This window comes from Spiroplasma endosymbiont of Melieria omissa (genome assembly GCF_964031175.1).
Classification (GTDB): Bacteria; Bacillota_I; Bacilli_A; order Mycoplasmatales; family VBWQ01; genus Spiroplasma_E; species Spiroplasma_E ixodetis_A.
Genome location: NZ_OZ035012.1, coordinates 837,918 through 850,879 on the forward strand (window position 1 = coordinate 837,918; position 12,962 = coordinate 850,879).

General features: G+C 24.3%; 13 protein-coding genes. 8 read left to right on the forward strand and 5 right to left on the reverse strand.

Features of this window, described 5'->3' with window-relative positions:
- Positions 1–46 precede the first annotated feature (46 nt).
- Positions 47–1,765 carry a hypothetical protein gene (locus ACQH26_RS05540; RefSeq protein ID WP_425381887.1) on the reverse strand — a complete coding sequence of 573 codons (1,719 nt, stop codon included), beginning with the start codon at positions 1,763–1,765 and terminating at the stop codon, positions 47–49.
- Between the two features lie 16 nt (positions 1,766–1,781).
- Positions 1,782–3,821, reverse strand: coding sequence for a hypothetical protein (locus ACQH26_RS05545; RefSeq protein WP_425381888.1), 2,040 nt, complete (start codon positions 3,819–3,821; stop codon positions 1,782–1,784).
- Positions 3,822–4,340: 519 nt separating this feature from the next.
- On the opposite strand from ACQH26_RS05545, the gene ACQH26_RS05550 reads away from it, so the two are divergent.
- The 8 genes from ACQH26_RS05550 (at position 4,341) to ACQH26_RS05585 (ending at position 10,673) form a co-directional block, all read left to right on the forward strand.
- Entirely contained in the window at positions 4,341–5,624 is a 1,284-nt protein-coding gene (locus ACQH26_RS05550) for an aminotransferase class V-fold PLP-dependent enzyme (protein WP_425381889.1), read from the forward strand.
- Positions 5,611–6,069 carry a Fe-S cluster assembly sulfur transfer protein SufU gene (gene sufU / locus ACQH26_RS05555; RefSeq protein WP_425381890.1) on the forward strand — a complete coding sequence of 153 codons (459 nt, stop codon included), beginning with the start codon at positions 5,611–5,613 and terminating at the stop codon, positions 6,067–6,069. Before ACQH26_RS05550 ends, sufU begins: the two co-directional genes overlap by 14 nt.
- Positions 6,053–6,619: a 5-formyltetrahydrofolate cyclo-ligase gene (locus tag ACQH26_RS05560; protein WP_425381891.1), complete on the forward strand. Its 567-nt coding sequence runs from the start codon at positions 6,053–6,055 to the stop codon at positions 6,617–6,619. The genes sufU and ACQH26_RS05560 overlap by 17 nt, the downstream gene beginning before the upstream one ends.
- A gap of 113 nt (positions 6,620–6,732) precedes the next feature.
- Positions 6,733–7,092 carry a helix-turn-helix domain-containing protein gene (locus tag ACQH26_RS05565; RefSeq protein WP_425381863.1) on the forward strand — a complete coding sequence of 120 codons (360 nt, stop codon included), beginning with the start codon at positions 6,733–6,735 and terminating at the stop codon, positions 7,090–7,092.
- 40 nt (positions 7,093–7,132) lie between these two features.
- Positions 7,133–7,621, forward strand: a complete 489-nt coding sequence (locus ACQH26_RS05570) for an IS630 family transposase (RefSeq protein ID WP_425381862.1) — start codon at positions 7,133–7,135, stop codon at positions 7,619–7,621.
- Between the two features lie 227 nt (positions 7,622–7,848).
- Positions 7,849–8,013, forward strand: coding sequence for a hypothetical protein (locus tag ACQH26_RS05575; RefSeq protein ID WP_425381892.1), 165 nt, complete (start codon positions 7,849–7,851; stop codon positions 8,011–8,013).
- Positions 8,014–8,278: 265 nt separating this feature from the next.
- Positions 8,279–9,190, forward strand: a complete 912-nt coding sequence (gene holA, locus ACQH26_RS05580; protein ID WP_342267125.1) for a DNA polymerase III subunit delta — start codon at positions 8,279–8,281, stop codon at positions 9,188–9,190.
- A gap of 43 nt (positions 9,191–9,233) precedes the next feature.
- Positions 9,234–10,673 (forward strand): hypothetical protein, encoded by a 1,440-nt coding sequence (locus ACQH26_RS05585; protein WP_425381893.1) that lies wholly within the window; start codon positions 9,234–9,236, stop codon positions 10,671–10,673.
- A 59-nt stretch (positions 10,674–10,732) separates the two neighbouring features.
- Here the strand turns inward: ACQH26_RS05585 and ACQH26_RS05590 are convergent, their stop codons facing one another.
- The 3 genes from ACQH26_RS05590 to ACQH26_RS05600 all read right to left on the reverse strand — a co-directional run bounded on the left by ACQH26_RS05590 (position 10,733) and on the right by ACQH26_RS05600 (position 12,960).
- Complete coding sequence (locus tag ACQH26_RS05590; RefSeq protein WP_425381894.1) at positions 10,733–11,380, reverse strand: ABC transporter permease; 648 nt, start codon at positions 11,378–11,380, stop codon at positions 10,733–10,735.
- A 211-nt stretch (positions 11,381–11,591) separates the two neighbouring features.
- Positions 11,592–12,272: an ABC transporter ATP-binding protein gene (locus tag ACQH26_RS05595; RefSeq protein ID WP_425381895.1), complete on the reverse strand. Its 681-nt coding sequence runs from the start codon at positions 12,270–12,272 to the stop codon at positions 11,592–11,594.
- Between the two features lie 265 nt (positions 12,273–12,537).
- Positions 12,538–12,960 carry a transposase family protein gene (locus tag ACQH26_RS05600; RefSeq protein WP_425381896.1) on the reverse strand — a complete coding sequence of 141 codons (423 nt, stop codon included), beginning with the start codon at positions 12,958–12,960 and terminating at the stop codon, positions 12,538–12,540.
- Positions 12,961–12,962: the final 2 nt, after the last annotated feature.

Consider the following 12,962-nt stretch of genomic DNA (forward strand, 5'->3'; position numbering starts at 1 on the left):
TCACCTCAACTTACTTTATAAGTATAACTTAAAATATTAAGTATTATTATGGATAAAACTCTTTTACCTTATTTCAAAATCCTTCTTCATATATATTATTTTTTGGAATATATGTTGGAAATAAATTTTGAGCAGCGATTTTAAAGTTTTCAGCTGCTGGTGAATCTTTAGTTGCAGAATCACTAGCAGATATAGAATATAACATTTGTCAAAATATATTTCACTTTGTTTCTTGGGTAATAGTGCTTTCGTTGGCATCACCCCTTATATACTTAGAGAAATCTGTCTCAAGACTAGCATTACCACTATTGTTTCATGAATGAATTAAATTACTAATTTCTGGAACTCAGCCTTTGTTTTTATTATTTAAAAAACTAAAATCTAAATTTTGTAAAAGGTTTAGGAAATAAATAGGAGCAGAGTAAGTAAATGTAGCAATATTATTATTCGTAGTATAATGTAATCCACCATTAGTTACTCAACTTGCAGCTTCTTGGGTAGTAGTAGCAGTACTTAAGAAACCATTAGCACCAAAATTAGGATCAATTTCACTAATAGTTGGGGCATTACCTCTTGTTAATTGAGTAAAAAAATCAGAATTTAAAGTTTTTCCTTCGTTTTTTGCTGGATCACCATCTTTAACAATTGACTCTCACTTTGGAGGTTCAGAAGAACTACTATTTCATTTTTGATCAATGCTTTGCGCATTTGCTAAATCAGTAGTAAAGTTTCAATTTACATTATAGTTACTCTTTTGTCAACCAGTAGTATCTTGTAATTGACTTATGTAAAGGTTATTTGTTTGGGTTGAAATTATAGGTTTACCTGCTTCATTATCTTTAATATCAACAATATTGTCTAAAATATAAGACATTGTAAATAAAGTTTGATTTAATGCTGGTAAAATTTCATATTGATAATATTGTTGATAACGAAAACGTAATCATCATTGGAAACGTTTTAAATATTTTGAATAAGTTGGAATATCAGTACCAGAAAGACCTTTTTGTGTTTTATTAATACCAGCACTACTATTTCATTTTTTAGCATCATTTGGTAATAATTTACCAATTTCATCACTATAATTGTCATCTGGATGTTTAGCAATGGCAGCTAATTGTTCATCAAAAGCAGCATCTTTATCACCATAATCTTTATATAAACTATCAGGAGTAAATATTTGATCAGGATCATTAACTTTATCAGTATCTTTATTTTTTTCTTTGTAAAAATCTACGTTCTGATAATTAAATTTACTTGTACCATCCTGATGTCAACTTTGATTTTGAAATAATAACTCATTATTATCTGCTGCTGATACTTTATCTAGTGAATTAGCTGTATTAATACCACTTAAGTACTTTTGAGTTAATAAACTTAATCCTAAATCATCTTTAAGTTTTATAAAAGCTTTATTGGCTTCTCCCATTGTAGTAGTACCATCTGCATTTTTTGTGTCTTCACTATAATGAAGTTTCTTATGAAAAAATTCATAAAATTTTTGCTGAGCAATTGTTCCTTCAACATCTTTTAAAATAAAATCAAGACCTTGTGAATAAGTATTCTTAAACTGAGCAGAAATTGTTTCATTAAAGTTTACTCCTAAAAAATTAAATAATACACGATTTTTATAATCATCAGGAATTTTACCACTAGGTAAATTACTCATATCACGTTCATTATCACAAGCAACTACTAATAATACAGGGCCAGATAAAAGAGTAACTGAAGTTAATAATGGTAAAATCTTTTTTATCTTTTTCATTTTTTATACCTCCCGTCTAAGAACTAATGATACTTGGATCATATCATCATAATGTTCGTTTCCCAACAACATCTAGATAATTAGCAATATTAGTATCCATACGAGCAACTGGTGCATCTTGTGTAAAGCCATCTCATGTATTATTAGTTTTTATAATATTATCCTTAAATGTTGCATTAATATTAATACCTTGTCTATTATTTCAACGATTTTCTTTAGTTTTATCAAATCAACTTTTCATTTTTTCAACAAAGTCATTAATTTTATTATCAGTTGGAAGAGGACTTGAACCAAATATATCCTGTAAATTTCAATGAATTAAACTCGAGTTATTATTAAAGTATAAATTATAATCTCATCAAGTTGCATCACCAAGGCTACCAGTACCTCCAGTAAAGGCTGTTAATGCATCATTTAAATTAAAAGTAGGAGTTGTATTTGGAGTATATTTTTGTAGTAAAAAATCAGTTTGTAAATAATCAAGATAAGGAGAATCAGATAATCCACCTGGACGCTCAGATAATGGTGCTAAGTCTTTTCACTGATAAGTATCTTTTCTATGATTTTTAAATGTTTTAATTATATTATAAGTTGATTCATCGCTTTTAGGTTTATCTTGCTGTTGATATGTGATACCTGGCGTTTGAATAAAATGAATACCACCAGTATCAATAAAAATGCCAACTCCAGGTCCATTATTAACTGCAGCATCAGGAAGTTGTGGTCCTTTTTTATCTTTCATATAAACTAAATCATTATATTGACTAGTACCAGTTTTACCTTTATCTTTAACACTATCACGGTCTATATAAGGAATTAAGTCCTCTAAACCCTTTTCCTTGTCAGTTGGTGAAGTAAATTGTGTTAATTTATATGGTTGAATACCATCAACATTTTTACCAACACCTTCAGCACTAGTTACATAACGATATAAGTAATAATAAAAAGGACTATTCTCTTGTGAAAATTTAGTAATATCCATTAATCCTAAATCACCAGTTTTACTAACATCAGTAGTAGCGGCACCTTTTTCTTCAGTGAATGTTTGATCGAAACCATTGGTTCTAATATTGTTTAAAATTTCATTAATTTTAGTTTTATTTTGAGAAAACTGAGAAGCATTAATCTTTTCTTGTAAAGGTTTAGCAGTAGAGTCAAAAGGAATAACAATTTGACGAGTTCAAATTAATTCTTGATTTCTTAACATTACTTTAGCTATTTTAGATTGATTATCACTTAATAAGCCATCAATAGTATTGTATGAATCCGTTTCATAATTACTATCATTCTTATCATCACTAGTTTTTACAACAGGAAGACTAATATTAACACCAGTTCATGTTTTAGCAATTTTGACATTATCGTTTAATTTTGCAATAGCATCTGATTCTGAATTATTAGCATTAGCAACAATTCAAATTTTACTAGAATATTTACCAGCAACGATACTACCTGTTTTACCATTAATGTATTCTTGTACATTATCGTAAGTACCATTTGGATTGTTTTCACTCTTTACTTGTTCTCATAAATCCTTTAATCAAATATTAATTTCATTTTGATTGTAGTATTTATAATCCTTATAATTACTAGTAACATAACTACGTTGAATAATACCTAAAGCACTCTTTTTTAAAATATTATCAATGTAAGTATTAACATCATCATCGCCCAATACTTTCTTTCATTGTTTTTCTCATGAACGACCATATTTTGCTTGTAATGATTTTATTTTATTTTCCATTTCAGATTGAGCTGCTGTCAAAGCAGCAAGATAATCATCTTTATATTTTGGAGTATTTTTTAAAATTGAAAGATTAATATATTGATTAATATTAGTATATAATGTTTTACCTCATCCACTATTGGGATTATTTAATAAGTAATTAAAAAAGGTGTCAGTCGTAGTACTTGTATCTATAAAAGCACTATTTCAGTCGAAAACATTAGTTGTGCCTCTTTCATTTGAATTATTACAAGCTATAATAGACATAGTTGATGTTGATGATAACGTGAAAGCTGCAACTAAGGCAAGAATATTGCGCACTTTATTCACTCCTTTTAATTAAATCTATAGCAAAAAAAAGATTTTTTAATTTATTTTACTAAGATATCTTAACATAAAATTTATATTTAAGGGATAGTTTTTTCTAATTAATTTTAAAATGAAATAACTAATTACCAATTATTTATTTTAAAAAATTTAAAATATTAATTTTTTTAAATATTATTATTTTATAGTGCACAAATAATATTTTATTCATTTTTTAATTTTAAGAACCTGTTTAGGATCTTTTTTGATTAATTTTTAATAAAATTTATATTATAATGGTTATTTTATAATAAAAAATAGATTTTTAGTCGATAAGTTTTCAAATGATAAAATCTTTTTAACAAAAAAATGAAAAAGAAAATAAATTATTGGTTAAGTACCTATTTATAAATGATTATTTCTTGTTTTAGTTAAATTCTATTAAAAAGATCCTAAACAGGTTCTAAGAAAATTAGCACAAAATTAAGTGTATAATCATTAGTATAAGTATATTATATTTGGTGTAATGATATAGGAGTAAATATGAATAAAAAAATAAACATTAATGATAATACCTTTAAAACTGATTTTCCCTTTTTTAAAAATAATCCTGATTTAGTTTATTTAGATACAGCCGCTTCTTCACTAAAACCACAAATAGTTATTGATGCTGTTAGTGATTATTATGAAAAATATTGTATTAATCCACATAGTCAAGATTATCAACTTGCTGTTAAGGGAAATGATATATTTGAAGATACTAGAAAAACAATTAGTAAATTTATTAATAGTAACGAAAACGAAATAGTTTTTTGTCCTTCAGCAACTTTTGCTTATAATCAAATTGCTTTTGGCTTAGAAAAATATTTACAAGAAAATGATGAAATTTTATTAACTACTTTAGAACATAGCTCATTACTCTTACCATTTTATCGTTTGATACAAACTAAAAAAATTAAAATAAAATTTATTGAAACAAATAAACAAGGAGTCATTACTGTTGAAAGTTTAAAAAAAGTTTTAACACCTAAAACTAGAATAGTTGCTTTTGCAAATATTAATAATTCTTTAGCAATAGAAAATGATACTGAAACATTAACTAATTTTATTAAAGAATATGGTAAAAAAAATGTTAAAAGTGATAATTGAATTTTTAAAAATATTTTAGTAATAATAGATGGTGCACAATCAATAGGACATATAAAAACTGATGTTAAAAATTGAAATATTGATTTTTTTGGATTTTCTGGTCATAAAGTTTTTGGTCCAACTGGAATCGGTGTCTTTTGAGGAAAAAACAAATGATTAAATATGCTAGATCCACTAATATTGGGTGGGGGCATGAATGGTGATATTTATGAAAATGGTAAATTTAACTTATTAGATAGTCCTTATCGTTTTGAAGGTGGAACACAAAATATTGCAGGTGTATTTGGACTAGGTGCAGCTATTAAGTATTTATTAAACATTGGTATTGAAAATATTAGAAATCATGAAATTTTACTAAAAAAATACGCAATTGAACAATTAACAGCGCATTTAGGAAATAATATTGAAATTTATAATATTAATGGCAATAGTAGTAACATAATATTTAATATTAAAAAAGTATTTGCACAAGATGTTGCTAATTTTTTAGGAACACAAAATATATGCGTACGCAGTGGAACTTATTGTGCTAAATTATTACCTAATATAATTAACACCGAAGTAACAATTCGTCTTAGTTTTTACATATATAATTGTAAAAAAGATATTGACTTATTAGTAATAGCTTTAAAAAAAGGGATTAATGAAGGAGGAGATTTTTTAAATGAATTCTTTTAATAACAATCAAGACTATTATCGCAAACTAATTGTTGAACACTATAGTAATCCAAAAAATAAAGGTTTTAAAAATTTACCAAATAGTTTGACATATCATCAAAACAATGAATCATGTGTTGATAATTTTCATGTTGAAATTTCTATTAAAAATAAAGTTATTAATAGCGCACGCTTTACTGGAATTGGGTGTGCTATTTCAACTGCAGCAACCGATCTTTTTTGTATTTTAATTGAAGGTAAAACAATATCACAAATAAAAGAAATTATTATTAATTATCAAGCAATGTTATCAGAAAAGCAATTTAATGATAAAATAATTGAAAAAATGATTGCTTTTAAAAATGTACCAAGACAGCGTAATCGAATTAAATGTGCCCTTATTGGTATTAATGGTATTAATAAAATAATTGAGAAAGAATGTGAAAAAAATGGAAATGGAAATTAAGGATAAAATTAGTTTAAGAACCATTTATTTAAAAAAATTAAAAAATGTTTCTAAAAATAATTATCAAAAGTGAAATAAAATTATTTTCAATAAATTTAATGAATCACATTATTTTAAACAAAATAATGTATTTGCTCTTTATAATTCCTTACCATATGAAGTAGAAACTAAAGAAATTATTGAATTATTATGAAAAAATCTAAAACAAGTTTGTTTACCAAGAATGAATGGTGAACATTTGGAATTTTACTTTATTAATAGTTGAAACGATATCGTATTTGATAATGATTTTAAAATTGGACAACCAAGTTTAAATTGCCAAAAAGTTATAGGAAGTCAAATTGATTGTATGTTAGTACCATTGATTGCCTTTGATAAAGATTATTACCGTATTGGTTATGGTAAAGGTTTTTACGACCGTTATTTATCTAAAAATAAATTTAACTTTAGTAAAATAGGACTTGGTTTTGCTATTCAAAAAATTCCTTATATAATTAATCACGATAATTGAGATATACCATTAGACTATATTTTTACTAATTATAGCTAACTAAAGTAATATTTACTCATAAATAATGTAAAATAATAATATGTAATTTAAACAGTTTTTGAATTTAAAAGTACAATTCAGCAATAATTAAAATAGATTAGGAAGATTAAATTATGCCAAAACCATACAGTGAAGACTTACGAAGAAAAGTAATAGAAGCTTATGAAAGTAAAAATATGAAAATTAAAGAAATTTGTAAAGTGTTCAATATCACTAGAAAGACTTTATTTTTATGAAGAAAAAGAAAAAAAGAAACTGGGCATATAAAACCAATTTTGAATTATCAAAAAGGACATAGCCACAAAATAAAGGATTTAGATGAATTAAAAAATTATTTAGCAGAAAATAAAGATGTTACAGTTCAAAAAGTAATTGATAAATTTGGAAATATGACTAAAGAAACAGTTTATAACTATTTTAAAAAACTAAATTATACATATAAAAAAAACTTTTCTATATGAACAAAGAGATAAAAATAAACAAGAAGATTTTTTAAAAGAAATAGCTAAAATAATGAATGAAGATTTAGTATATATTGATGAATCTGGAATTGATGATAATGAATTTTATAAATATGGTTGATCTGAAAAAGGTAAAAGATTATTTGATAATAAACCCGCATATAAAATAAAGAGAATGAGTATAATTGGTTCACTAAATAAAGGTAAATTAAAAGCCTTATGAGCATTTGAAGGACATTGCAATAGTAAAATTTTTGAATCATATGTTAAAAATAAACTAATTCCAGTATTAAAGCGTGGACAAATTATAGTTTTAGATAATGCAACGTTTCATAAATCTAAATTAACACAACAATTAATTGAAAATGCTGGATGCAAACTATTATTTCTTCCGCCATATTCTCCTAATTTAAATCCAATTGAACATTTTTGATTTGCTATAAAACATAATATAAGAAAAATATTACCAAATTATTGACCAAATATTAAAAAAGCGATTGATTTTGTTTTTCAAGATATGAGTAAACATTACTTTAGTTAGCTATAATTCAAGAATTAATTAATAAAGGCATTCAACATATTGTTGCTACTGATGTTCCAGATTTTAGTCTTGTCCCAAAATATTATGGAACTAAATCGCAAGTTTTAGCAAAACAATTATCTGATGCTTATAAAACACTTTGAAATCATGAGATATCTTTATATACAACTAATTATCCTAATTTTATTAGAAGATTTAGTTTAAGAGAAGAATTAAGTAAATATGCGTTGATATTTCAACAAGAAGGAAAAAATATTACTCAAAATGCAATTGAATCTGATTATGCTCATATGGCATTAGATGGTGCTGTTACAGCAACATATGTTAATGGTTCAACAAAAGAAACATTAAATAATTTTTCTTCTTTGATGAAGTTCATCCAACAACATTAGTGCATCAAGCAGTTGCTGAAGATCTTTATAATTTAGTTAAAAAGTGATAATGTTTTAAAACATTAGATATAACAATTAGTATATAAGATAAAAGTTCAAATTTGGAATATTATCAATAACGAAAGTGTTTTCCGAATATTGAAACATTGAATAATCTTAAAAAAGTTTATTATTGAGGAAAAAATAAAAGTGTGATTATATATGAAACATTATGATATTATAACATTAACATAAAATATATTAATAATTTTGTGAGGTTGGAAACATGGTTTATATTGTTCATGGTCAAGATGAGTATTTAGTAAGAAAAAATATTGAACAATTAATTAAAAAAAATCATAAAAAAGAAAATTATGATTATAATCTATATGAATTACAAGAGGATACAATTGTTAATATTATTAATGAAATTCAAATTATGAGTATATTTGAAGAAAATAAAGTAATCGTAATTAATGATAGCAGTAATTTATGACAAAAATATATTAAAGAAAAAAAATTTGTTAATGCTTTGCTTAATCATAATCAAAAAACAATGATAATTATTAAAAGTTTAAATGTTGATTTTAAAATTAGTAGAGAATTTCAACAATTTAATATTATCAAAATTAAAAATTATACAAAATCACAATTATTATTATTAATTAATAAAGTTTGCAATAGTTTTAAAATTAACATTACTCAAGAAGCAACTAATTTTCTTTTAGAATACTTGCCAAATGATGTCAGTATTATTTTAAATGAGTTATCAAAATTAAGATTAATTGGAAAAAAAATAACTTCAGATATTATTATTGAGGTGGTTCCTAAATATTTTGAAACAAATATTTTTAAAACTGTTGAATATATATTAAAAAAAGATTATAACAATTTTTGAACACAATATAACTATTATAATGTTATTAATTATGATAAAATTAAATTGATTAATATTCTTGTATATCAATTAGAATTAATTAGAGATATCAAAATTTTAGTTAAACAAAAAAAAAGTAATGAAGATATTTCCAATATATTAAATATTTCCAAGTTTCAAGTAAAAATATTAGAACAATATTTAAATATTAATTTAAATATTAATAATATTTTGTTAAAATTATATGAATTAGATTACAATATCAAAAAAGGAAAGTTTAATAAAAATATTGCAATTGATTTATTTTTTTTGAATATTTAGTATATAATTATAGATGTTTTAAACTCAAGAGGTGATACATATAATGAAAAGTAATAAAAATACTGATGTTACAGAAAAAAAGTTAGTAGAAGAAAATAGTGACATTACATTGGTTAAACCAAAAGTAAAAAGAGTTACAAAGAAAAAAACCGAAAAAGTGTACTCAGAAGAAGATTTAAATGTTGCATTATACTATGAAATATCAAGTACTATATATAACAGTTTAAATAATTTAATTGTTAGAAAATCTATTTTTGCTAATGAAGAACTTTTAAAAATTTTAGAATTACAAATTTCTAATTTATTTTTTCTTGAAAAAGAACTAAAAGAATTAAAAGATAAAAAGTATGCAATAGAATTTTTGCAGTTAATTTCTAATTTGGTAAATCGTAGTTTGAGTATTACTAAAAGTTCTCCTAAAAATCGTATTGAAATTCTTGAAGAGCGTAACTTATTAATAGTTACAATTACTAATATTTGTAAGACTGTGGAAAAAAAAAGTCTTGAACGAATAAGACAGTTTGATAATAATACTTTTAATGAATTAAATGATCAAATTACTGCATTAAATAATTTTAGTGATGATGCTACTGAGGTTAAGCCAAGTGTTACTCCAAATAATCAGAATGTTGATACAAATCCTAATATTGGTGGCATTGGAAATTTAGGTAATAATTTAAATATTAATAATCTTGATAATAATAGTTTAGCAAATTTAGCGAAGTTAGGTGTATTACCGCAACATCCTGCTACAAATCCTAAATTTTACCCGTATATGAATAAACCAAAATATATTCCACTTTTAAAGAAAATATTATCAGCTTTTTTCTTATTAACAATGGTGCTAGCAATAGCTACTTATATACTAACTTATTTTATAGCAGGTACTTTTCAAATTAAAGATAATAGTACATTACCTGTTTATTATAATTTTGCACAACAATCAAAAACTATAGTTTTCACTATTGTTGTAACAATAGTTTTAAATGGAGGCTTTTTATATTCAATTTTAAAACCACCAAAATTAGGTCGTGATTTATATCAAACATCATATTTTTTAATAGTTATTTTAATTTTTTGAATAATTTATACAATTTCAAATTTAATTTATATGACAACAGATGATTCATTATTAAGAACATTTACTTCTTTTTTAGATAAAGGTGACAAAATTAATCCTAATGCTTTACCCTGATTAAAAGGATTAGCAACGTTTAAAGCTTTTCAAATATTAACATATATTACAGCAACATCAGCAATTTTACCAATTGCTATTATACTAGTTATTGCTATTCTTAATCCAAAAATTGATCGTAATAAAATTATGAGAGCCAATTCGGAATATCAAAATGCTATTAATAATGCTTTAAGTGGTAAACCTTATGAAATCGATCCATCACTTTTTGATGATAGTTTAAATAATGATAATAAAAAAGATACAAAAGATCATAAATTTTGACGTAATAGTGATTTATTTAAATAATAAAATTAAAAAGGACTTTTAGTCCTTTTTAATTTTATTATTTTTAATTATTAGTTTTATTATGCTTGTCAACGTAATTTTGAACTTGCAACTATTGTGTAAATACTAATTAATCCAAGTGCAACTCCTAGATATATTCCATAAGTTGTTGTAAAAGTAAAACTTGTTCTACTTAAAGCTTGAATAAATGGATCCATAGCGTATTTGAATGGATTAAAGTAAGTTGCGTATTTTAAAACAGGACTACTATTAATTAACTCAGCCGGGAAAAATACCCCACTTAAAAGTGCAACTGGAAAATAAATTACATTTGATGCTGCAACTAAAGCAGTTACTGATTTGAAAATTGAGGCTAATAACATTCCTAAACCCATTGATGAAAAGAAAATTAAGATAATAAATGGGATAGATTCTCCAATAAAATTTGCTGTTACTATATTACTTCACCCATAAGTACCACCAAACATAATTCCAGCTCATAATAAAGATCATAAGAATGTTGCTATCATAAAGAAAAATCCAATTATCATAACTGAAAGAACAAAGAAAATTGGTTTAATATTTGTTGCTCCAATTCGCTTCATTAAAACACTATTTTTAAATTCAACAATTGTTTGTGGAATAATGAAAATTCCTACTGCCATTGGTTGTAACATTGAAATTGAACCAACTAAAGTATGTAAACTTTTTACAGTATCACCTTCCATTTGTTTAAAAGCAAAACCTTCTAAGAACAACATTAGAATTGGAAATAAAACTAGAAAGAAGGGTACAAAAAATCCTCGATAATAATATTTAAACATTAAGTTTATTAATGGTCGACTTTTTTCGGGCATTTTGGCTTTATGAATTCATTTATTTTTTTTCTTATTTTTTTGATTTCAGCATTTTCTTTTTTTATTTCTTTATATTGTTTTTTTAAATCAGCTTTTTTATTTTTATCAAACATTTTTCATGTAAAGTTATGAACTGAACCATATTTTTAACAATATCTTTAACATTTCCTGCTTCTTTTATAACTCCATTATGAATGTAAATATACTTTTCACAAAATTCTTCAACTTCGCTCATATTGTGAGTAACTAAGATCATTGTCTTATTTTTGTCAATAATATTTTTTCTAAAAAATTCAAAAATTTCTGAACGAACTTCAATATCTAATCCGGTGGAAACTTCATCTAAAATAACTAGATCAGGATCATGAATAACAGCTAGTAAAATATTTAAACGTTGTTGTTGTCCACCTGAAAGTGTTTGAATAAACTTATTTTCAATTCCAAGTAATTGGTATGTCTTCAGTAACTCTAATAGTTCATCTTCTTTCATTGAAATATTAAAAGTATGTAAATAATATTTAATCATATCCATAACAGATATTCCGGTCGGATATCTAGATTCTTGAAATTGTAAACCATTTACCAGATGTTCTTGACGAATTATTTCACCAGATGTTGGTTTACGAATACCACCAATAATTTCACTTAAAGTTGATTTACCACTACCATTTGCACCAATGATTCCAATTCGATCGCCAGGATTAATAGTTAAATTAACTTTATCTAATGCTACTTTATTTTTATATTCCTTTGTTAGATTCAAAAATTTTACTATTGCAATGTCCTTCAAATGCTCATAAGGCTTTTAATTTACCTTTATTTAGTGAACCAATTATACTCATTCTCTTTATTTTATATGCGGGTTTATTATCAAATAATCTTTTACCTTTTTCAGATCAACCATATTTATAAAATTCATTATCATCAATTCCAGATTCATCAATATATACTAAATCTTCATTAGACTTACTGCATAACGTTTTTAAGTTTTAATGATAAATTATAAAATCCTGCAATTAAATTAAATCTTAAAAATATTCGTTTTCTACCTTTTCTAAATTTATAACCAATAATTTTAAAAATGCAAAAACATGTTCAATTTTTCTGCGAGTTTTATTAATAATCTTATTAAAAATTTTAATTTTACTTGTTTTAGGATTATTTTTACTAGTTTTAATGGGTAAAAATGTATTACTATCAATTTTTTGTAAACCTTGATAACCTTTATCTGCAAGAATTACAGTTTCTGACAAAAATTCTAACTTTGAATTTTTAAAAGTTTTAAAATCATGATTTTTACCAGTATCAGGAAAAATATTTAAAATTTCATTAGTATGTGCATTAATTATGGTTTGAAACTTAACAGTATGCATTCATTTTTTGCCAGAAAATCAATCTTTTTGATTATATTTTGGTCGTTCTGTTTCTACTTCTGTTACATCAATTATCAAAA